At 71.5% G+C, this 20852-nt stretch carries 19 protein-coding genes and 1 riboswitch; of the genes, 2 read left to right on the top strand and 17 right to left on the bottom strand.

All coding sequences use genetic code 11. The features are described 5' to 3' along the window. Positions 1-116 precede the first annotated feature (116 nt). Positions 117-1472 carry a CoA transferase gene (locus ACTJJ4_RS18385; RefSeq protein WP_440944668.1) on the top strand — a complete coding sequence of 452 codons (1356 nt, stop codon included), beginning with the start codon at positions 117-119 and terminating at the stop codon, positions 1470-1472. Positions 1473-1504: 32 nt separating this feature from the next. Here ACTJJ4_RS18385 and ACTJJ4_RS18390 read toward each other — a convergent pair whose 3' ends face one another. Together ACTJJ4_RS18390 and tyrS are read right to left on the bottom strand one after the other, a co-directional pair. Continuing rightward, complete coding sequence (locus ACTJJ4_RS18390) at positions 1505-2296, bottom strand: DUF4184 family protein (protein WP_440944669.1); 792 nt, start codon at positions 2294-2296, stop codon at positions 1505-1507. Between the two features lie 12 nt (positions 2297-2308). Continuing rightward, entirely contained in the window at positions 2309-3610 is a 1302-nt protein-coding gene (gene tyrS / locus ACTJJ4_RS18395) for a tyrosine--tRNA ligase (protein WP_440944670.1), read from the bottom strand. Positions 3611-3684: 74 nt separating this feature from the next. On the opposite strand from tyrS, the gene ACTJJ4_RS18400 reads away from it, so the two are divergent. Next, entirely contained in the window at positions 3685-4269 is a 585-nt protein-coding gene (locus ACTJJ4_RS18400) for a hypothetical protein (RefSeq protein ID WP_440944671.1), read from the top strand. Positions 4270-4293: 24 nt separating this feature from the next. Here the strand turns inward: ACTJJ4_RS18400 and ACTJJ4_RS18405 are convergent, their stop codons facing one another. From ACTJJ4_RS18405 to pheS, 15 genes are all read right to left on the bottom strand, one after another. Further along, positions 4294-4938, bottom strand: a complete 645-nt coding sequence (locus tag ACTJJ4_RS18405; RefSeq protein WP_440944672.1) for a SatD family protein — start codon at positions 4936-4938, stop codon at positions 4294-4296. 60 nt (positions 4939-4998) lie between these two features. After that, complete coding sequence (gene argH, locus ACTJJ4_RS18410; RefSeq protein ID WP_440944673.1) at positions 4999-6423, bottom strand: argininosuccinate lyase; 1425 nt, start codon at positions 6421-6423, stop codon at positions 4999-5001. After that, entirely contained in the window at positions 6420-7355 is a 936-nt protein-coding gene (gene argF / locus ACTJJ4_RS18415) for an ornithine carbamoyltransferase (protein ID WP_440944674.1), read from the bottom strand. Before argF ends, argH begins: the two co-directional genes overlap by 4 nt. Beyond that, complete coding sequence (locus ACTJJ4_RS18420) at positions 7352-8557, bottom strand: acetylornithine transaminase (RefSeq protein ID WP_440944675.1); 1206 nt, start codon at positions 8555-8557, stop codon at positions 7352-7354. The genes argF and ACTJJ4_RS18420 overlap by 4 nt, the downstream gene beginning before the upstream one ends. Next, positions 8554-9450, bottom strand: a complete 897-nt coding sequence (gene argB, locus ACTJJ4_RS18425; protein WP_440944676.1) for an acetylglutamate kinase — start codon at positions 9448-9450, stop codon at positions 8554-8556. Before argB ends, ACTJJ4_RS18420 begins: the two co-directional genes overlap by 4 nt. After that, on the bottom strand, positions 9447-10604 hold the full coding sequence (gene argJ, locus ACTJJ4_RS18430) for a bifunctional glutamate N-acetyltransferase/amino-acid acetyltransferase ArgJ (RefSeq protein WP_440944677.1): 1158 nt from the start codon (positions 10602-10604) through the stop codon (positions 9447-9449). Before argJ ends, argB begins: the two co-directional genes overlap by 4 nt. Continuing rightward, entirely contained in the window at positions 10601-11653 is a 1053-nt protein-coding gene (gene argC / locus ACTJJ4_RS18435; protein WP_440944678.1) for an N-acetyl-gamma-glutamyl-phosphate reductase, read from the bottom strand. Before argC ends, argJ begins: the two co-directional genes overlap by 4 nt. 288 nt (positions 11654-11941) lie before the next feature. After that, positions 11942-12568, bottom strand: a complete 627-nt coding sequence (locus ACTJJ4_RS18440) for a TenA family protein (protein WP_440944686.1) — start codon at positions 12566-12568, stop codon at positions 11942-11944. A gap of 9 nt (positions 12569-12577) precedes the next feature. Further along, a complete protein-coding gene (gene thiD, locus ACTJJ4_RS18445) occupies positions 12578-14065 on the bottom strand; it encodes a bifunctional hydroxymethylpyrimidine kinase/phosphomethylpyrimidine kinase (RefSeq protein WP_440944679.1) in 1488 nt (495 codons plus the stop codon). Further along, complete coding sequence (thiM, locus tag ACTJJ4_RS18450; protein WP_440944680.1) at positions 14062-14910, bottom strand: hydroxyethylthiazole kinase; 849 nt, start codon at positions 14908-14910, stop codon at positions 14062-14064. Before thiM ends, thiD begins: the two co-directional genes overlap by 4 nt. Beyond that, a riboswitch (TPP riboswitch) is annotated at positions 14902-14995 on the bottom strand. Its footprint overlaps the gene before it by 9 nt. 79 nt (positions 14996-15074) lie before the next feature. Continuing rightward, positions 15075-16067 (bottom strand): NAD-dependent epimerase/dehydratase family protein, encoded by a 993-nt coding sequence (locus ACTJJ4_RS18455; protein ID WP_440944681.1) that lies wholly within the window; start codon positions 16065-16067, stop codon positions 15075-15077. Between the two features lie 86 nt (positions 16068-16153). Continuing rightward, on the bottom strand, positions 16154-16582 hold the full coding sequence (locus ACTJJ4_RS18460) for a cupin domain-containing protein (RefSeq protein WP_440944682.1): 429 nt from the start codon (positions 16580-16582) through the stop codon (positions 16154-16156). Then, positions 16579-17163, bottom strand: coding sequence for a pyridoxine/pyridoxamine 5'-phosphate oxidase (locus tag ACTJJ4_RS18465; RefSeq protein ID WP_440944683.1), 585 nt, complete (start codon positions 17161-17163; stop codon positions 16579-16581). The genes ACTJJ4_RS18460 and ACTJJ4_RS18465 overlap by 4 nt, the downstream gene beginning before the upstream one ends. 64 nt (positions 17164-17227) lie before the next feature. Beyond that, positions 17228-19732, bottom strand: a complete 2505-nt coding sequence (pheT, locus tag ACTJJ4_RS18470; RefSeq protein ID WP_440944684.1) for a phenylalanine--tRNA ligase subunit beta — start codon at positions 19730-19732, stop codon at positions 17228-17230. Further along, positions 19732-20781 carry a phenylalanine--tRNA ligase subunit alpha gene (gene pheS / locus ACTJJ4_RS18475; RefSeq protein ID WP_440944685.1) on the bottom strand — a complete coding sequence of 350 codons (1050 nt, stop codon included), beginning with the start codon at positions 20779-20781 and terminating at the stop codon, positions 19732-19734. The genes pheT and pheS overlap by 1 nt, the downstream gene beginning before the upstream one ends. Positions 20782-20852 lie beyond the last annotated feature (71 nt).

Here is a 20852-nt window from a genome sequence, read left to right on the forward strand (position 1 = left end):
CCTTCCGCTCAACCGCTTGGGGCGAACAAGTAATAATTTACGTGGATCCCGGGCATCCGGCAAATCAGCCCCGTATCCCGGGCGTGTCGCGACTCCGGCCGACGTAGTCTCGCGTTATGGGACCCACCACTGACACCCCGTTCCGGCCGCAGGATCCCGGGCTCCTCCCCCGCGTGCTGGCGGAGCTGGGGCTGCGCGCCGACGCGCTCACGCGCCCCGCCGGCGCGGCGTCGGCCGTACCGCTGCCCTCCCATCTCGCCGTGGGCGAGCTCGCCTGGACCAGCATCGGAGCCGCCGCGGCCGCGATCGCGATCGCGTCGGCCGACGACGGGCATCCGCTCCTTCCCGATCCCGACCTCGTGGCCGCCGCGTACCGAAGCGATCGGTACCTGCGCGTCGACGGCGAGGCGATCGAGGGGTTCGCTCCGCTCTCCGGGTTCTGGCGCACCGCCGACGGCTGGGTGCGCACGCACGGCAACTACCCGCACCATGCGGCCGCCCTCCGCACCGGCCTCCGCCTTCGGGACGGCGCCTCCCCCGACGAGGTCGCCTCGGTACTGCGCACGATGACGTCCGCACAGGCGATGACCGCTGTCCAGGCGCATGGCGGCCTCTGCGTTCCCGTACGGCAGGAGCACCCGCACGAGGATGCCGCGCTGCGGACCACCCCGCTGATCCAGGTGTCCCGGCTCGGCGACTCCCGACCGCGCGCACTCCCCCGTCCCACAGCGGCCTCGCCTCTGTCCGGCATCCGCGTGCTCGACCTCACCCGGGTGATCGCCGGTCCTGTCGCGACGCGCACCCTGGCGTTCGCCGGCGCCGTGGTGCTGCGAATCGACCCTCCGCTGCGAGAGGAGATCAGCTGGCAGCACTTCGACACCGGTCATGGCAAGCGGACCGCCCTCCTGGACATCGCCGCGGACGGCGAGCGCTTCGATGCACTGCTCGCCGACGCCGACGTGATCGTGCTCGGCTACCGTCCGGACGGACTGCGCACGCTCGGCCTGGATCCTCGAGCACTGGCCGCTCGGCATCCGCAGCTCGTCGTCGCGCAGCTGAGCGCCTGGCCCGGAGAGGACTCCGCCCGAGGATTCGACAGCATCGTGCAGGCGGACTGCGGCATCTCCTGGGCGGACTCGGACGACGGGCAGGTCCCCGGCGCGCTGCCCGCCCAGGCGCTGGACCATTCGGCCGGATATCTTCTCGCCGCGGGGATCACCATGGCCCTGTGCCGACGTGCGGAGTCCGGCGGCTCCTGGTACGTGCGCACCTCGCTGCGGCGGGTGGCCGCCGAACTGCTCGGGATGCCCCGGGGAGAGCCGCGCCGGGCACCGGAGCACGAGGTCCGGACGCAGGACTTCGAGGTCGGCGGGCGCCGCGTCATGACAGTGGGGCCCGCCGTGCGCTGGGCCGGCGGACCGGTCCGGTTCGCCGCTCCTCGACCGTGGGGAGCCGACACACCAGAGTGGTGATCAGGCGGAGTGGTGATCAGGCGGAGTGGTGATCAGGCGGGGCGACGGCGGGCGGAGAGCAGCACGACCACCACGCACAGCGCGAGCGTCATCAGCCCCCACAGGCCCGATGCGAGCGGCAGCGTCCGGTAGGCCAGCTGCTGCACGCTGAGCGCGGGTCCGAGCGGGCCGTGGACGGACAGCCCGATCAGCCACCCCGCCACCAGGAACGCCGGGAGCGTCAGGTACCAGCTCCAGCGCACCCAGGCGGGCAGCATCCGCGGTCGGCGCACGATGCCCCGACGACGCAGCCACAGCACCGCGCACACGCCGAGGAGGAGCAGGCCGACGGCGCTCGAACCGTGCTGCAGCCACTTGTATCCGGGCATCGGTCCCCAGGACTGCTGCAGCGCGGGGATCGTCTCGACGCCCCAGCGGCCCTCGTGCGTGAACAGGTCCCAGGCGATGTGCGAGAGCACCCCGATCAGCAGCGAGATGACCAGCAGGAGCGGGTAGCCCGGCTTCTCGCGGGATGCGAACAGCTCGAGCGCCGCGTCGCGACCGGTCCGCCGCCAGGCATCCGGAAGACGCGCGGCGACGGCATCCGGAACGAGATGCACCAGCGCCGGCCGCAGCACCAGCCGCCACACGGCCAGCAGGCCGAGGGCGATCAGCGCCGTCCAGACGATGTTCGTCGTGGAATGCGTGAAACCGTACGACGGACCGAGTCCGCGCAGGAAGAGCGGCAGGTCCGGTGTCATCGCCCCTACCGCGATCGCCGCGGGCACCAACGGCGTGCGCACGAAGGGCAGCGCGACGATCGCGTGGCTGGGCGTGAAGGGCATCGATCCGCCGGGTCAGCCGAGGAACACGCCCGCGAGCGTCTTCTTGCCGCGGCGCAGCACGGACACACCGCCGGGCAGGGAGCCCTGCACGGTCGCCGTGTCATCGGCCACCCGCTCGCCGTCCAGCGAGACTCCGCCCTGCGAGATCGCACGCCGCGCCTCGGAGACGCTGGAGACCAGACCCGTGGCGACGAGCGCCTCGGTGACCGGAGTGCCGGCGGCGACCGTCGCGTTCGGGAGCTCCTCGAGGGCGGTCCGCAGCGTGGCCGCGTCGAGCGCGGACAGGTCGCCCTGGCCGAACAGCGCCTCGGATGCCGCGATCACGGCGGCCGTCGCCTCCGCGCCGTGCACCGTCACGCACACCTCGAGCGCGAGACGCTTCTGCGCGGCACGACGGAACGGCTCGGACTCGACCAGGGCCGCGTACTCCTCGATCTCGGCACGGGTCAGGAACGTGAAGACCTTCAGCCGGTCGACGACATCGGCATCCGTCGTCCCGAGCCAGAACTGGTACATCCGGTACGGGCTGCACATCTCGGCGTCCAGCCAGATCGCGTTGCCCTCGCTCTTGCCGAACTTGGTGCCGTCGCTGTTCGTGATCAGCGGCGTTCCGATCGCGTGCGCGGACACGCCCTCGACGCGGTGGATCAGGTCGGTGCCGCTGGTGAGGTTGCCCCACTGGTCGGAGCCGCCCGTCTGCAGCACGCAGCCGTACAGGCGGTAGAGCTCCAGGAAGTCCATGCCCTGCAGGATCTGGTAGCTGAACTCGGTGTAGCTGATGCCGGCGTCCGAGTTCAGGCGCGCGGCGACCGCGTCCTTCTTCAGCATCGTGCCGACGCGGTAGTGCTTGCCGATCTCGCGCAGGAAGTCGATCGCGCTCATCGGCGCCGTCCAGTCGAGGTTGTTGACCATGCGCGCGGCGTTGTCGCCCTCGAAGCTGAGGAAGCGCTCGACCTGGGCGCGCAGCCGACCCACCCACTCCTCGACGGTCTCGCGGGTGTTGAGCGTGCGCTCGGCGGTCGGGCGGGGGTCGCCGATCAGACCGGTGGAGCCGCCGACGAGCCCGAGGGGCTTGTGCCCGGCGAGCTGCAGACGGCGCAGCAGCAGCAGCTGCACGAGGTTGCCGAGGTGCAGGCTGGGAGCCGTCGGGTCGAACCCGCAGTAATACGTGATCGGGTCCCCGGCGAGAAGGGCGCGCAGCGCCTCCTGATCGGTGGACACGTGGACGAGGCCGCGCCACAGCAGCTCGTCCCACACGTTCTCGAACGTGGGATCGAGCGCCACGGAGGCGGTCGTCAGAGCGGGATTCGACACGCGTTCCAGGCTATCAGCGCGGATCGCGCGCTCCGCTCCCGCGTGACGTCGGATGCCCGTGCCATGCTGGCGGCATGCCGTCCCTGGACCCCTTCGCCTCCGCAGTGCTGGCCTCAGCGATCATCGTGGTGCTGCTGGTGGTGCTCCTGCTGTCGCTCGTGGGGCTGCGCCGGCCGTCGACCGTCCTGGCCGCTGTCGGCGGTGCGCTCGTGGCGGCCGCGCTGACGATCGTCGTGGTCCTGCCTCCGGCGGCGACGCCTCTGCTGGGCGTCCCGATCACGGTGCTGGGGTTCGCCGCCGCGACGGTCGGCGGCAATCCGTTCACCCGGCGCGCGCTCGACATCGCCGCGGGCAACCGGGTGCGCGAGACCGAGGACGGCGGCATCGTGATCCTCGCATCGCACGACGCCGACCCGGCGCACGCGCGGACCCTCATGCGCGGCGGCACCGTCATCGGCTACCTGGAGCGCATCTGCACCGTGGTGGCGATCGCAGTGGGTTTCCCCGAGGCGATCGCGGCGATCATCGCGGTGAAGGGCATCGGCCGGTTCCCGGAGCTCGCCGAAGCCGAGGCCAGGGAGCGCTTCATCATCGGCACCCTGGCCAGTCTGCTCTGGGCCGGCGCGGTCGGCACGGTCGTCCGTCTCGCGCTCGTCTGACTCCTGATCGTCCGGGCAGGCGCCTCAGGTCAGTTCGAGCAGCCGGAACCCCTCGACGACGCTGCCCGCCCCCGATGAGGACAGCGCCTGAGACACCGCCGACTGTGTGATGCCCTCGGACGCGGCGAGCTCTGCCTGGGTGCGGGAGAGGCATCTGCCGTAGGCGAGACGGCGGGTGCGCTCGCTCATGGCTCCGACCAGCTCGTCCCTGGTCAGCAGAGAGGCGTTCGCCCAGCGGACAGCGTCCGGCGACACCTCGTCCGTGCTCTCATGGGCGACGATCCAGGTCCGCGCCTGCGGTGCGGTGCGCCGCTGAAGCGTCTCCACCTGCTCGATCGCGCTGCGCGCCGCCCACCAGCCGGGGCCGTCGGAGATCCCCCGATCGGATGCCGTGGAGGGGACGGTCCCCACCTCCCCGACGCCGACCCCGTAGCGGAACTCGACGCCGTCGGGCAGTGCGAGCCGCAGCAGCAGGATCGTCCCGAGTGCCGCCTCCAGCGTCGGATAGACGGCCTGCTGCTCGTCGCCGACGGTCGGACGCATCCCCTCGACCGCCACCGGGAGATCTCGCTCCACCTGCGCGATCGCCGAGTCGAGGGCGCTCTGCGCGTCTCCCCTGTCGAGGAGCCTGCGGGAGCCGATGATGTCCGCTGTCACGACGACTGCCATGCGATCAGCGTATCACTGATATTTCAGGAATATAAGGATAATCCTGATGTTCCGTGAATATCAGAGACCCAGCGCGTGCGCCGCCGCCTGCGTGCGAGCGACGAGCTCAGCCCGCTGCTCGGCCACGCGCACGGGAGCCGTTCCTCCGGCGCCGGTGCGGGACGCCACCGAGCCTTCGATCGAGAGCACGTCGCGAACGGCCGGAGTCAGGTGCTCGGACACCGAGCGCAGCAGCTCGTCATCGGCATCCTCCAGCCCGATCCCGCGCTCCTCGCAGGCGCGCACCAGCGCACCCGAGATCTCGTGCGCATCGCGGAACGGCACGCGCCGCTTGACCAGCCACTCGGCGACGTCGGTCGCCAGCGAGAAGCCCTGCGGTGCGAGCTCGGCCATGCGCGCCGTGTCGAAGCGCAGCGTGGCGATCATGCCCGCGAACGCCGGCAGAACCACCTCGAGAGTGCGGACCGAGTCGAAGACCGGCTCCTTGTCCTCCTGCAGGTCGCGGTTGTACGCGAGCGGAAGGCCCTTGAGCGTGGCGAGCAGCCCGGTCAGGTTGCCGATCAGGCGGCCGGACTTGCCGCGTGCGAGCTCGGCGATGTCGGGGTTCTTCTTCTGCGGCATGATGCTGGACCCGGTGGAGTACGCGTCGTCGAGCGTGACGAAGCCGAACTCGCGGGTGTTCCAGAGGATGATCTCCTCCGACAGCCGGGACAGGTCGATGCCCGTCATCGCGGCGATGAAGGCGAACTCCGCGACCACGTCGCGAGCGGCGGTGCCGTCCAGCGAGTTCTCCGCGGGGCGGTCCAGCCCCAGCTCGCGAGCCACGAGCGCCGGGTCGAGACCGAGAGTGGAACCGGCCAGCGCTCCCCCGCCGTAGGGCGAGAAGCCGGCGCGGCGACGCCAGTCGACCAGGCGCTCGAGCTCGCGCACCAGCGGCCAGGAATGCGCCTGCAGGTGGTGTGCGAGCAGCACCGGCTGGGCGTGCTGCAGGTGCGTGCGCCCTGGAAGGATGGCATCCGGGTGCGCCTCGGCCTGCGCGACCAGGGCATCGATGACGCGCAGCAGGTCGCGGGCGATCACCTGGGCGTGATCGATCAGGTACATGCGCACGAGGGTCGCGATCTGATCGTTGCGGCTGCGGCCGGCGCGCAGGCGCCCGCCCACCTCGGGACCGATCTCGGCGATCAGCGCCTTCTCCAGCGCGCCGTGCACGTCCTCGTCGCCCGGGTCGGGCAGCAGCGTGCCGTCCGCGATCCTCGCGGCGAGGGCGTCGAGGCCGGCGTGCATGATGCGCGCCTCCTCCGCCTCCAGGTATCCCGCAGCCTCGAGAGCCGTGGCGTGCGCGTGGGACCCCGCGATGTCGTACGGGGCGAGGATCCAGTCGAAGTGCGTGGAGCGGCTCAGCTCGGCGAGCTCGGGCGACGGACCGCCCGCGAACCGTGCTCCCCAGAGCGCGCCCTCGTTCGTGCCGTGCGCTTCGCTCACGCTGCCGCCTCCTGCTTGCCCAGGAGCCACACCAGCAGCGCCTTCTGCGCGTGCAGGCGGTTCTCGGCCTCGTCCCAGACCACGCTCTGCGGCCCGTCGATGACCTCGGAGTCCACCTCGTAGCCGCGGTCGGCGGGCAGGCAGTGGATGAAGATGGCCTCGGGATCGGCGAGGTCCATGATCTCGGTGGTGACCTTGTAGCCGCCGAGGTCGCGGAGCCGCTCGATCTTCTCCTCCTCCTTGCCCATCGACACCCAGGTGTCGGTCACCACGATGTCGGCGCCGAGCGCCGCCTCGCGCGGGTCGGTGAGCAGGGTGACGGATCCGCCTGTCTCCGCGGCGCGCTTCTCGGCCGCGACGACCACGTCCGGGCGGGGTGCGTACGCATCCGGCGCGGCGATGCGCACGTGCATTCCGGCGGTGACGCAGGCGAGCAGGTAGGAGTGCGCCATGTTACTGCGGCCGTCGCCGTAGAACGACAGCGTGAGTCCCTTGAGCTCGCCCTTGTGCTCGCGAATCGTGAGCAGGTCGGCCAGCAGCTGGCAGGGGTGGAAGTCGTCCGAGAGCGCGTTGACGACGGGCACGCGCGTACCGCGCGCCATCTCCTCGAGACCGGACTGCGCGTAGGTGCGCCACACGATCGCCGCCACCTGGCGCTCCAGCACACGGGCGGTGTCGGACGGCGTCTCCTTGCCGCCGAGCTGGCTGTTGGCGGTGGAGATGATCAGCGGCGAGCCGCCGAGGTCAGCGATGCCGACGGCGAACGACACCCGGGTGCGAGTGGAGGACTTGTCGAAGATCACGGCGACCGTCTGCGGGCCGGCGAGGGCCTTGTTGGACCAGCGGTCCTTCTTCAGCTCGATCGCGAGGTCGAGCACCTCGCTCTGCTCGGCGGGGGTCAGGTCGTCATCGCGAAGCAGGTGGCGGGTCATGCGGGGGTCTCCATGGTCGGGTGTGCGGACGCGACGGCGTCGAGCGCCGCGCTGAAGAGGGTGAGGAACTCCGCCACCTCGGCGTCGCCGATCGTGTACGCGGGTGCGATGCGGATGATGTCCTCGGTGGGGGCGTTGATGATCAGGCCGCGTTCGTGGGCGGCCGCGCGCACCTCGGCCGCGACGGGCGCGGAGAGGCGGATGCCGATGAGCAGCCCCGCCCCGGTGGTGCCGGTCACGAACGGGAGGTCCGCGACCGCCGCACGCAGCTGAGCGCCGCGCGCGTCGACGTTGTCGAGAAGACCGGTCTCCTCGATGAATCCGAGCGTGGCGTTGGCGACCGCGGCGGCCAGCGGGTTGCCGCCGAACGTCGAGTTGTGGGTGCCGGGGTAGAACAGCTCGCTGGCCGCGCCGAACGTGATGAGGGCGCTCAGCGGGAAGCCCGCGCCGATGCTCTTGGCCATCGTCACGGCATCCGGGACGATGCCCTCGCGCTGGAACGCGAACCACGCGCCGGTGCGCCCGGAACCGGTCTGCACCTCATCGAGGATGAGCAGCGCGTCGTGCTCGGTCGTCAGCTCCCTGGCACGGGTGAGGAAGCCCTCGGGGAGCTCGACGACGCCCGCCTCGCCCTGGATGGGCTCGACGATCATGGCCGCAACTCCCCCGGCGGCGAACGCCGCCTCGAGGCTCTCGATCGAGCGCGAGACGGTCACCACGTCGGGGACGGCGGGCAGGAACGGGTCGCGGTACGTCGCCTTGGGCGTGAGCGACAGCGCACCCATGGTGCGACCGTGGAACGCCCCCTCCACGACGATCATCTTCGTGCGGCCGGAGGGCTTGCCGTGCAGCCTGGCCAGCTTGAAGGCCATCTCGTTGGCCTCGCTGCCGGAGTTCGCGAGGAACACCCGGCCGGCTGCGCCCGTGCCCGCCAGGCGCTTGAGCCGCGCGGCGAGCTCGAGCTGGCCGGGGCTGGCGAAGTAGTTCGACACGTGCGCGAGCGTCGCGGCCTGCTTCGAGACCGCCTCGACGAACACCGGGTGTGCCGTGCCGAGGCAGTTCACCGCGATGCCGCCGAGGAAGTCGAGATAGCGCTTCTCGTCGGCATCCCACAGCCAGGACCCCTCGCCGCGGGTCAGCAGCGCGAAGCGCCCGCCCAGGCTCATCAGATCGTGTGCTGCGTCCTCGCTCCAGTCGCTCATGCGACGACCTCCGTGCCGATGCCCTTGCTGGTGAACAGTTCGACGAGCACCGAGTGCGGCACCCGTCCGTCGATGATGGCGGCGGCGTCCACGCCGCCCTGCACGGCGTCCAGGCAGGCGCGCATCTTCGGGATCATCCCGGACTCCAGGGCCGGGAGCATCTCGGTGAGCGCGTCGGCGGTGATGTGCGAGACGAGCGAGTCGCGGTTCGGCCAGTCGGCGTACAGGCCTGCGACATCCGTCAGGATCACCAGCTTGCGGGCGCCGAGGGCCGTCGCGAGCGCCGCCGCAGCGGCATCCGCGTTCACGTTCAGCGACTGTCCGGGGTGATCCAGATCAGGTGCGATCGAGGAGACCACGGGGATCCGGCCGGCCGCGAGATGGTCGAGCACCGGCGTCGGGTCGACCTGCACCACGTCGCCGACGCGACCGAGATCCACCTCCTGGCCGTCGATGACCACGCCGCGACGGCGTCCGCCGAACAGGCCGGCATCCTCGCCGCTCACGCCCGTGGCGATGGGACCGTGCGAGTTGATCTTTCCGACCAGCTGCGGGTTGACCTGCCCGGTGAGCACCATCCGCACGACGCTGATCGCCTCGGTGTTGGTGACGCGGTATCCGCCCTTGAACTCGCTGGGGATGTCGAGCCGGTCCAGCATCGTCGAGATCTGGGGGCCACCGCCGTGCACGACCACGGGCTGCACGCCCACGTAGCGCAGGTACGCGATGTCCTGCGCGAACGCGTCCTGCAGCTCATCGCTGACCATGGCGTTGCCGCCGTACTTGACCACGACGATCTGATCGCGGAACTTCTTCAGCCACGGCAGTGACTCGATGAGGGTGGCCGCCTTGTAGGCGGCCTCCTCGGGCGCGGTGTCCTGGAGCTGGGTCATGAGGCGTAGGCGCTGTTCTCGTGCACGTAGTCGTGGGTCAGGTCGTTGGTGAGGATCGTCGCGGTGGCGTCGCCCGCCTTCAGGTCGATCAGCAGGTGCGTGGCGCGCGGGGTCAGGTCGACCTCCTCGCGCGGACGGTCCGGTCCGCCGTTCGAGCAGACGCGGATGCCGTTCATCGTGACGTCGACGGCGTACGGGTCGAACTCCGCGCAGGTGGTGCCGATCGCGGCGAGCACGCGGCCCCAGTTCGGGTCGTTGCCGAAGATCGCCGCCTTGAACAGGTTGTTGCGCGCGACCGAGCGGCCGACCTCGACCGCGTCGGTCTCGGTGACGGCGTTCACGACCTCGATCGTGATGTCGTGGCTGGCGCCCTCGGCGTCGCCCTGCAGCTTCTGCGCGAGCTCCACGCACAGCTCGGCGAGCGCGGCGTCGAAGTCGTCCAGGTCGGGACGGATGCCGCTGGCTCCGCTCACGAGCAGGGTCACCTGGTCGTTCGTGGACATGCAGCCGTCCGAGTCGAGCCGGTCGAAGCTGACGTTCGTCGCCCTGCGCAGCGCGGCGTCGGCCTCGGACGCCTCGAGGTCGGCGTCCGTGGTGATGACGACGAGCATGGTGGCGAGACCCGGAGCGAGCATGCCGGCGCCCTTCGCCATCGCGCCGATCGTCCAGCCGTCGCGCGCGACGACTGCGGTCTTGGAGACCGTGTCGGTGGTCATGATGGCCTCTGCGGCGATCGGGCCGCCGTCCGCGGACAGCGCGGCGATGCCCTGCTCGACGCCGTCGAGCACCTTGCCCCGGAACACCTCGTCACCGGTGCCGATGAGGCCGGTGGAGCAGACCAGGATGTCTCCCGCGCTCACCTCGAGGAGCTCCGCCGCCTTCTCGGCGGTGAGGTGGCTGGTCTGGAAGCCGAATGCGCCGGTGAAGCAGTTCGCCCCGCCGGAGTTCAGCACGATCGCCTCGACCGTGCGGTCCGCGATGACCTGCTGCGACCACAGAATGGGGTTCGCCTTCGCGCGGTTGCTCGTGAAGACCGCCGCTCCCACCTTGCGGGGACCGCGGTTGACGACCACGGCCACGTCCGGCTTGCCGGTGCTCTTCAGGCCGACGGCGACGCCGGCTGCTTCGAATCCCTGGGGCGCGGTGACGCTCACGGCGCTACTCCGTTCACGGTGAGGGCGCGGTCCTCGGGAAGGCCCAGCGCGAGGTTCATGGACTGCACGGCGGCGCCGGCGGTTCCCTTGACGAGGTTGTCGACCGCGGTCACGACGACCACGCGGTTCGCCGCGCGGTCGATGGCGATACCCATCAGCGCGGTGTTGGCGCCGAGCACATCCGCGGTGCGCGGGAACTGGCCTTCGGGCAGCAGCTGCACGAAGGTCTCGTCGCCGTACGCGGATTCCCAGGCGTCGCGGATCTGCGCGTCGGTCGCACCGTCGGCGATCGGCGCCGTGGACGTGGCGAGGATGCCGCGGGCCATCGGGACGATCACCGGGGTGAACGAGATGCGGATGCCATCGGGCGACGCATCCGAGGCCGCGGCGAGCGCCTGGCGGATCTCGGGGATGTGCCGGTGCGTACCGCCGACCGCATAGGGGTTGGCGGTGCCGAGCAGCTCACTGCCGAGCAGGTGCGTCTTCAGGCTCTTGCCCGCGCCGGACGGTCCGACGGCGAGGACGGTGACGATGTCGGACGGATCGATGACGTCCGCCGCGACGCCGGGCGCGAGGCTGAGGCTCACGGTCGAGGCGTTGCAGCCGGGCGCCGCGATACGGGTCGCGCCGCGCAGCTTCTCGCGCTGCTTCCCGCCGTTCACGAGCAGCTCGGGGACGCCGTAGGTCCACGGGTCGTGGAAGTCTCCGCCGTAGAAGGCGTCCCACGCATCCTGCGAGGTGAGCCGGTGGTCGGCGCCCGCGTCGATCACGAGCGGGACCTCGCCCAGGGCATCCGTGTACTGGCCCGACTGCCCGTGCGGCAGCGCCAGGAAGACGATGTCGTGCCCGGCGAGGATCTCGGGTGTGGTGTCCTGAAGGGTGAGATGCGCGAGCGAGCGCAGGTGCGGCTGGTGCTGCACGAGCGGCTGACCGGCGTTGGAGTGCGCGGTCACGGTGCGGATCTCGATGTCGGGATGCGCGGCGAGAAGCCGCAGGATCTCGCCTCCTGCATAGCCTGATGCGCCGGAGACGGCGACGGAGTACGTCATGGTTCTACCTTAACGGTCGAGTCGCGCCCGATGACGGGCATGACCCAGTGACAGTGGACCGGGGCGGCGACACCGGCTCCGGCCTCGAACCATCGCGGAACGGGCTGCGCGGGGTCGCCTAGAGTCGGCGGCCGGCGCGGCGTCGGCGCACAGGAGCGACACCCGGAAGGGGCGTCAGCGAGAGGTGTGCGGCCGAGGGCATGACGCGACAGTAGCGCCGATCGCGCAGCATCCGCAAATCCGCGGCGTCACACTCTCCGCCCGCCGCACGCTCCCCGCCCGCTCGGCTCAGCGCAGATCGAAGAACGCCCGCTCGTGCTCGGCCGCAGCGACGAACGCCCGGTGCATCCGTCGCCTGCGCTCCCCGTCGGCACCCGCGGCTGCCGCGACGACGTGGCCGATCGCCCGCTCGGTGGCGATCGCGAAGCCGGGGTCAGCGTATGTCGTCAGCCACGAGGCATACGGATGCCGCGGATCGGTCGCGTATGCGCCGAAGTCGCCGGCGTGCAGCCGGCGCCCCAGATCCGTGTACAGCCAGAAGCACGGCAGGATCGCCGCGATCAGCACGGGGTAGTCGCCGGAGAACGCGGCGGCCCGGAGGTGGTCGAGGTAGGCGGTGTTCACCGGGCTCGGCTCGGCGGCGAACGTCGCAGCCGAGATCCCCGTCTCGGGCGTCAGCCAGGTGGCGTGCAGCTCGAGTTCACCGGCGATCGAGCCGTGCGAGGACTCCGCCCAGAACGCCTGCTCCTCGGGGGTGGGGGCGAGACGGGCGGCCTCCGCCAGCACGCGCGCGTACTCACGCAGGTACAGGGCGTCCTGGGCGAGGTAGGTCAGGAACAGCTCGCGATCGAGGGTTCCGTCGGCGAGGGCGCGGATGAACGGGAGCTCGTCGATGTCGCGCCGGATGCTCGCGATGCTCCGCCACTACTCCGAGCGGATGTCCTCGGCCACCGGTGCCGTCTCGAGGCCGCCGCGTCGCCACAGCCCGGCGAAGTGGTTGACGGGGCCGTGTCCGCGACCGACGCACAGCTCGTCGCTCGTGCGCAGCGCCTCCCGCAGCCAGTCCCGGGATGCGGCGACGGCGGCTGCGGGAGACTCGCCGCGCGCCAGACGGGTGGCGAGCGCCGAGGACAGCGAGCATCCCGTGCCGTGCGTGTTCGCGGTGTCGATGCGAGCACCGGGGAATTCGACGATCGGGCCGCGTCCGACGAGCGCGTCGGGCGCATCAGCGCCCTCGAGGTGTCCGCCCTTGACGAGCACCTGCGCGTCGATCGCGGCGGAGAGCACGGATGCCGCGGCGAGCGCGTCCTCCCAGCCGCCGAGCTCGCGACCGGTCAGCACGCCCAGCTCGGAGAGGTTCGGCGTCACCACGTCGGCGCGACGCAGCAGATCGCCCAGCGCCCGCTCGGCCTCGGCGTCCAGCAGCCGGTCGCCGCTCGTGGCGATCATCACGGGGTCGATGACCACGATCGGCGGACGCGCGGTGTCGAGCCAGTCGGCGACGACGCGGATGACCTCCGTGTTCGCGAGCATCCCGATCTTCACCGCGTCGATGACGACGTCGTCCGAGATCGCGTCGAGCTGGTCGCGCAGGAACTCAGGCGGCGGCACGTGAACGCCCCGGACCCCCTGCGTGTTCTGGGCGGTGAGAGCGGTGAGCGCGGCCATGCCGTAGCCGCCGTTCGCGGCGATGGACTTCAGGTCGGCCTGAATGCCCGCACCGCCGGACGGATCACTGCCGGCGATGCTGAGCACGCGTGGCACGCCGGCGGCGCGCCAGCGGCTCACGAACTCGGCGGCGCGCTGCGCGGGGTCCTCGGCCGCGCACAGCGCCGAGACGACGGCGAGGCCCGCCGCGCCGGCATCCCGCAGCTCCTCGATGTCGTCGATGCCCACGCCGCCGATCGCGACGCACGGCAGCCGGCTGGCGGCGGCGAACGCGCGGAAGCCGTCCGCCCCGAGTGCCGGCGGATGGTCGGGTTTGGTGCTGGTCGGGCGGATCACGCCGACCCCGAGATAGTCGACGGTGCCCGCCGGAAGCGCGAGCACGGCCTCGAGATGCTCAGGACTGTTGGCGGTGAGACCGATCAGCGCATCGGGGCCGAGCTCGGCGCGGGCGCGGAGCACCGATGCGTCACCCTGTCCCAGGTGCACGCCGTCGACGCGAGCGCCGGCCTCGCGGGCGGCGATCGCCGCGTCGAGCCGGTCGTTCACCACGAGAAGGGCGCGTCCGTCGATGACGCGCGACAGCTCGATCAGCCGGGTCACGGTCTCGGCATCCGTCGCCTCCTTGTCGCGCAGCTGCACGATGCGGGCGCCGCCGTCGACGGCCAGACGCACGGTCTCGGTCACCCCGCGGTCGCCGCACAGTGTCGGGTCGGTGACGAGGTACAGCGAGAGGTCGGCGTTCACAGCTCCTCCGCCTCGATGCGGGCCGCGCCGGCGATGTCCTCGGGCCGGAGGCCGCTGAGGTCGTCGAGCAGCGCGACGGCGAAGCTGCCTGGTCCCGCGGAGCGTGCCGCCGCTCGCTCCGCGGCGATCGTGTAGACGAGGCTCGCCGCCGCGACGGCGATCAGGGCATCCGCGCCGGTGCCGCGGGCGGCGCCGAGGAATGCCGCCATCACCGCGCCGAGAGCGCAGCCGCCGCCGGTCACCCGGGTGAGCAGCTCGTCGCCGTTCGCCAGACGCAGCACACGCTCGCCGTCGGTGATGAGATCGACCGGACCGGACACCGCCACGACGCTGCCGTGCCGGTGCGCCAGCGCGCGGGCGGCGTCGGCTGCGGCATCCGTCGTGTCGGTCGCGTCGACGCCGCGACCACCGGCGCTGAGACCGGCGAGCGCGAGGATCTCGGATGCATTGCCGCGGATCGCGGTCGGGCGCTGCTGCGCGAGCTCGTGCGCGAGCGCGGTGCGGATCGGCAGCGCCCCGATCGCGACGGGGTCGAGCACCCATGACGTGCCCACTGCGTTCGCGCCGGCGACGGCTTCGAGGCTCGCCGCGCGCTGCTCGGGTGTCGGCGTGCCGAGGTTGACGAGCACGCCCGAGGCGATGCCCGAGAACATCCCGGCCTCGCCGACGATGTCGACCATCGCCGGAGCCGCGCCGACGGCGAGCAGCACGTTGGCGGTGAAGCCGGTGACCACCGCGTTCGTGATGCAGTGGGTGAGGGGCGGCGCCGCGCGCAGCGCCCCCAGCAGGTCGGCCGCCTCGCTGACGAGGCCGGTGGCGGATGCAGGACGCAGAGGATCGCTCATTCGCGACATCCCTTCGCTAGTACGAACTAGATCAGGTTCGACGGGTCTGTTCTCAGCCGCGGATGCGGCACCCCGTGTCACTGGTCGCGAGTCTAGCGAAGGGCGTCACCGGCAGAGCGCCCGGTGACGCCGGCGCCCGCCATCGGGGGCCCGGCTCCGGTCGCTCAGTCTTCGGCCGGATCGGCGTCGGCCCGCACGAGCTGACCGATGAGCTCCTGCTCCTCCGTGCGGGTCAGTCCCGCGCGGCGCTCTCGATCGAGCCCGCGGGCGCGCTCATCCTGGAGCACGCGCCGGATGGTCTCGTCGATGGGCGTGAGGCGACCACCGGATGCCTTGTACGCGGCGTTGTCCCGGCGGGCGAAACCGGGCATGTCGGCGGGGAGCCAGAGCGGCAGGGAGCGCTCTCCCATCCAGTAGTCCACGTCGTGCCCGCGCAGCCACTCGTCGGAGGCTTCGAGCAGCTCCCCGGTGTGGTCGGTGGCGGAGCGGATGCGGCTCAGCACGTCGACGAGCGGCCGGGCGTCGCCGATCGCATTGACGATCCCGTGCCTGCTCCCCCTCACCAGCAGGTCGGCGACGTCGTCGACGTCGATCACCTGCGTGTACCTGCCGGCGAGCGCGGGGACCAGCACCGGGTCGCTCCCCGCGCGGTCGAACGCCGCCGCCCAATAGCCGAAGCGGTCGCTGGGATCCCCTTCGCCGACGATCAGACCGGGCCGGACGATGAACGCCCGCTCGCCGAGCGAGCCCACGGCCTGCTCGGCTGCCACCTTCTCCGCGCCGTACTCGTACTCGTCGCCCTCCTGCGCGGGCTCGTGCAGTCGCCCGGATTCGTCGAGCCCGACGGTCGTGTCGTCGGAGTACGCCGACATCGACGAGACGTAGGTCCAGTGCGCGGTGCTGTCGCCGAGCGCCGCGACCGCCTCGCGCACGTGCCGTGCCCGGGAGGAGATGTCGACGATCTCGTCCCAGTGCTGCTCGCCCGGCCGGTCGTACACCGCCGGATCATCGCGATCCCCGCGCAGCAGCACCGTCCCCTCCGGGACCGGGCGTCCGCCCCGCGCGAGGCAGGTCACGTGCGCCCCGGCGTCCCGCCACCTCCGCGCGATTCGTCCCGACAACCACCCGGTTCCGCCGAGCACCAGCACCTGAGTCATGACGCCATGACAGCATCCCGGTGGCCCGAGGGGGAAGTGCTTCCGCTGTCAGCGGATGCGATGCCGCCCGCGCGAGAGCAGTGCTCTCACCACGGCATCGGACGGTCCGGGTCGCGACGGCTGTCGTCGGGCATGTGCGGAAGGTGCTCGCCGCCGGCGCGGATGCAGAGCCAGCGCAGCTCGCCCGGGCTGTCCGGCATTGCCCGCCAGGTGCGCCACACGCCCTGGCCCACGCGCACGACCGTGCCCTCCTCCACGTCGACGACATCGTCGTCCAGCCCCATCTGGCCCCGTCCGGCGAGGAAGATGTACAGCTCCTCGACCTTCTCGTGCACATGCCAGTAGCCGGCTTCCTCGCCCGGGACCAGGGCGTTCGCCGTCATGCCGATGTACTGCATGGTCAGCTCGTGGTCGACGACGCGGCGGCCGTCGCGCGAGCGCGCCTCGTCGAAACCGCCGTGGAACGCCCGCCAGTCCTCCAGCGCGCCGATCTCGGTCACCTGGTAGTCGCTCATCGCATCTCCTTCTCTTCCGATCCGTTCTCCGCACGCTCGACCGCGCGGATCCAGCCGTGCTCGCCCCGGCGGTACACCAGCCGAAGATGGTCGCGGTCCTGCGCACCCTGCCAGAACTCGATGCGCTCCGGCACGACGCGCCAGAGCACCCAGTCGCCCGCCGTGATCCCGGCACGGGCCGCGGGCGAGCGAGCTGCGAGATCCGCCGCGGACTCCTCCGCGGATGCCTCCTGCACGCTGCCGCGCACCCGCACGGCGCGGACCAGCGGCTGCCACCAGAACGAGAGCGCCGCGACCGGATGCGCAGCGAGCTGGATGCCCTTGGCGGAGCGCCGATGCCCGGCGAAGGACCAGCCGGTGTCGCCGAAGTCCTTCAGGATCAGGGTCCTCGAGTCCGGCAGCCCGTCAGGGTCCACGGTCGCCAGCGTCATCGCGTGCGGCTCGGCGACGCCGCGTGCGACGGCTTCCGCCAGCCAGTCCCGGAACAGCACGACCGGATCGGCCGGGGCCTGGGCGGGGTCGAATGCCGGGGCGTCCCCGGAGAGCGTGCGCATGCTGCGCAGCCACGCGGCGTCGGTCATGACCTCGAGCCTACGCAGACGCCGCCGCATCCCGGTGCGGAATGCGGCGGCGTCTGCATGCGGATCAGTCGCGGATCGCGGCGCCGAAGCGCTCGGTCGCGACGGCCACCCCGGCGAGCTTCGCCTCGGTCGCCTCGGCCGCGGTCAGCGTGCGGTCGGATGCCCGGAAGCGCAGCGCGAAGCTGAGGCTCTTGCGACCGGCCTCGACGCCCTCGCCGCGGTAGTCGTCGACGAGCGTCGCCGACTCGAGCAGCTCGCCCGCGCCCTCGACCAGGGCGGCACGCACCTCGGACGCCGGCACTGCGGCATCCACGACCAGCGAGACGTCCTGCGTCGCGGCGGGGAACGTCGACAGCGACTCCACGACCACGCGCTCCCCCGCCAGGGTGAGCAGGCGGTCGAGATCGAGCTCGAGCACCACGGCGCGACCGGGCAGGTCGGCGTCCGCCGCGACCTGCGGGTGCAGCTCGCCGACGTAGCCGATCTCCTCGCCGCGCACGCTCAGGGCGCCGGCGCGCCCCGGGTGCAGGGCCGCGCGCTGCGTCTGGACCACGTCGATGTCGACGCCGGCCGCCACGCCGATAACCTGCACGGCGTGCAGGACGTCGCCCAGGCTCGCGTGCTCGGCGGCGCGCCCGGGCTGGCGCGGCGTGACGTTTCCGGTCAGCAGCACCGCGATGTTCCGCGGCTGCGGCGGGATCGCCGCGTTCAGCTGCGCCAGCGTCTCATCGCTCGGCCGCTGCGCGAGCGGCGGAACGAAGTCGGTGCCGTAGGTCACGCCCGCCTCAGGGGTGAACACGAGTCCCGTCTCGAAGATCGCCAGGTCCACGAGGCCGCGAGAGATGTTGCGGTGCGCGGTCTGCAGCAATCCGGGCAGCAGCGAGCGACGCAGGTACGCGGCCTGCCCGTCCAGGGCGTTGGCCAGGCGGATGCTGGGCAGATGCTCACCGCTGGCGGAGCCGTGCAGATCGTTCTGCTCCTCGGTGGTGAACGGGAACGCCGGCGTCTCGACGAAGCCCGCCGCAGCGACGGCGTCCGCCACGCGCTTGCGGCCCTGCTGCAGCGGCGTGTAGCCCCGGCCGGAGGGCGGGGTCGGCAGGACGGACGGGATGCGGTCGAGACCGTGGATGCGGGCGACCTCCTCCACGAGCGTCCACTTGTCGGTGAGGTCGGGACGCCAGCTCGGCGGGATGACGAACCATCCGCCGTCGGTCGCAGTGACCTCACCGCCGATCATCTCCAGCGCGCCGGTCACCTCGTCGTCGGTGTAGTCGACGCCGATCACGCCCTGTGCGAAGCCCCGGGGCAGGTCGATGCCGGCGATGTCGACGTCGGCGAACAGCGCGCCGCCCTCGTCGGTCAGCTCGCCGCCGGCGAGCTCGACCATCAGGTCGGCCACACGGCGGGCCGCGACGAACGGGATCAGCGGGTCGACGCCGCGCTCGAAGCGCTTGGACGCCTCGCTGGGCAGCTTGTGACGTCGCGCGGTGCGGGCGATCGTGACCGGGTCGAAGGTCGCCGCCTCGATCAGCACGTTGCGCGTGGTGCCGCTCATCTCGGTGGTGCCGCCGCCCATCACGCCTGCCAGGCCGATCGGGCCTGAGCCGTCGGTGATGAGTAGGTCCTCGGTGTGCAGCGCGCGGTCCTGGCCGTCGAGCGTGGTCATCCGCTCGCCCTGCTCGGCGCGGCGCACGACGATGCCGCCCTGCAGCTTGTCGAGGTCGTAGCCGTGCACCGGGTTGCCGAGTTCGAGCATCACGTAGTTGGTGATGTCGATCAGCACGCCCAGCGAGCGCATGCCGGCCAGGACCAGCCTGGCGATCATCCACGGCGGGGTCGGCCGCGACGGGTCGACGTTCCGCACGACGCGGGCGACGAACTCGCGGGCGCCGACGTTGCCGCGGATCGGGCCCCGGTCATCGACCGAGATGGAGAAGCCGGACCCCGGCTGCAGCTCGGCGAAGTCGCGCTCCGCCGGGTCGCGGAAGGCGGCTCCGGTGGCGTGCGAGTACTCGCGGGCGACCCCGCGCAGCGAGAACGCGTAACCGCGGTCGGGCGTCACGTTGATGTCGACCGCGAAGTCGTTCAGGTGCAGCAGCTCGATGGCATCCGTGCCGACCTCGGGGTCCAAGCCGAGCGTCGACAGCACGATGATGCCGTCGTGCTCGTCGCCCAGGCCCAGCTCGCGGGCCGAGGCGATCATGCCGTCGGAGACGTGACCGTAGGTCTTGCGAGCCGCGATGGGGAACGGGCCGGGCAGCACGGCGCCGGGCAGGGTCACGACGACCTTGTCACCGGCGACGAAGTTGTGTGCTCCGCAGACGATGCCGCGCACGCCGCCGTTCGCCTCGCCCACGTCCACCTGGCACCAGTTGATGGTCTTGCCGTTGGACTGCGGCTCGGGCTCCGCCGAGAGCACGCGCCCGACCACGACGGGACCGGAGATCTCGAAGCGGTGGATGTCCTCCTCCTCGAACCCCACCGACACGAAGGATGCCAGGACGTCCTCCGGCGTGGCGTCCGCCGCCACCTCGACGTACTCGCGCAGCCAGGAGATCGGAACGCGCATCACACCACCATCCCGAACTGCTCGCTGAAACGCACATCGCCCTCGGCCATGTCGCGCATGTCCTTCACATCGCTGCGGAACATCACCGCTCGCTCGACGCCCATGCCGAACGCGAAACCGCTGTACACCTCGGGGTCGATGCCCGCCGCACGCAGCACGTTCGGGTTGACCATGCCGCATCCGCCCCACTCGATCCAGCGCGCGCCGCCCTTGAAGGTCGGGTGCCACAGGTCGAGCTCTGCGGAGGGCTCGGTGAACGGGAAGTAGTTGGTGCGGAACCGGGTCTTCGCCTCGGCCCCGAACATCTGCTTGGCGACGTGGTCGAGGGTGCCCTTCAGGTGCGCCATCGTGATGCCCTTGTCGACGACGAGACCCTCGAACTGGGTGAACACCGGCAAGTGCGTCGCGTCGAACTCGTCCGTGCGGTAGACGCGGCCGGGGCACAGCACGTAGATCGGCACCTCGCGGTCGAGCATGGACCGCACCTGCACGGGGCTGGTGTGCGTGCGCATCACCAGGTGGCGGGAGCTCGGGTCGACGTAGAACGTGTCCTGCTCCTGACGGGCGGGGTGGTCCTCGTCGAAGTTCAGCGCGTCGAAGTTGAACCACTCGTGCTCGAGCTCCGGGCCCTCCGCGATCTCCCAGCCCATGCCGACGAAGATGTCGCTGATCTGCTCCTGCATCAGGGAGATCGGATGCCGCGCGCCCACGCGCGCGTGCGAGGCGATCGCCGTGATGTCGACGCGCTCGGCCTCCAGGCGCGCAGCGGTCTCGGCCTCGGCCAGCTCGGTCTCCTTGGCGGCGAGCGCCTGCGAGACCCGGCCCCTCCCCTGCCCGACGAGCTTTCCGAAGGCGGCCTTGTGCTCGGGGGCGACCTGGCGCATCGACGCGTTCAGCACGGCGAGGGGCGAGCCCTCGGCGATGTGCGCGGCGCGAGCGGCCTTCAGCTCGGCGGTATCGGATGCCGCGGCGATCGCCGCGAGCGCGGCGTCGACGGCGGACTTCACCGCCTCCGGGGTGATCTGGGGTGTTTCGGGAGTGTCTGACACGAGAACCGAGTCTACCGGGGGGGGGGGGGGGGGGGGGGGGGGGGGGGGGGGGGGGGGGGGGGGGGGGGGGG

This window comes from Microbacterium sp. 22195 (assembly GCF_052056515.1).
In the GTDB taxonomy this organism is placed as follows: domain Bacteria; phylum Actinomycetota; class Actinomycetes; order Actinomycetales; family Microbacteriaceae; genus Microbacterium.

Bases quoted from the DNA above. Each gene is read 5' to 3' on its own strand.
- ACTJJ4_RS18455 (WP_440944681.1), bottom strand. From the start codon at position 16,067: ATGACTCAGGTGCTGGTGCTCGGCGGAACCGGGTGGTTGTCGGGACGA.
- ACTJJ4_RS18390 (WP_440944669.1), bottom strand. From the start codon at position 2,296: ATGCCCTTCACGCCCAGCCACGCGATCGTCGCGCTGCCCTTCGTGCGC.
- ACTJJ4_RS18420 (WP_440944675.1), bottom strand. From the start codon at position 8,557: ATGAGCGACTGGAGCGAGGACGCAGCACACGATCTGATGAGCCTGGGC.
- argC (WP_440944678.1), bottom strand. From the start codon at position 11,653: ATGACGTACTCCGTCGCCGTCTCCGGCGCATCAGGCTATGCAGGAGGC.
- ACTJJ4_RS18385 (WP_440944668.1), top strand. From the start codon at position 117: ATGGGACCCACCACTGACACCCCGTTCCGGCCGCAGGATCCCGGGCTC.
- argB (WP_440944676.1), bottom strand. From the start codon at position 9,450: ATGACCCAGCTCCAGGACACCGCGCCCGAGGAGGCCGCCTACAAGGCG.
- pheT (WP_440944684.1), bottom strand. From the start codon at position 19,732: ATGCGCGTTCCGATCTCCTGGCTGCGCGAGTACGTCGAGGTGGCGGCG.
- thiM (WP_440944680.1), bottom strand. From the start codon at position 14,910: ATGAGCGATCCTCTGCGTCCTGCATCCGCCACCGGCCTCGTCAGCGAG.
- ACTJJ4_RS18405 (WP_440944672.1), bottom strand. From the start codon at position 4,938: ATGGCAGTCGTCGTGACAGCGGACATCATCGGCTCCCGCAGGCTCCTC.
- ACTJJ4_RS18465 (WP_440944683.1), bottom strand. From the start codon at position 17,163: ATGACCGACGCCGCGTGGCTGCGCAGCATGCGCACGCTCTCCGGGGAC.
- argF (WP_440944674.1), bottom strand. From the start codon at position 7,355: ATGACCCGCCACCTGCTTCGCGATGACGACCTGACCCCCGCCGAGCAG.
- ACTJJ4_RS18400 (WP_440944671.1), top strand. From the start codon at position 3,685: ATGCCGTCCCTGGACCCCTTCGCCTCCGCAGTGCTGGCCTCAGCGATC.
- ACTJJ4_RS18460 (WP_440944682.1), bottom strand. From the start codon at position 16,582: ATGAGCGACTACCAGGTGACCGAGATCGGCGCGCTGGAGGACTGGCGG.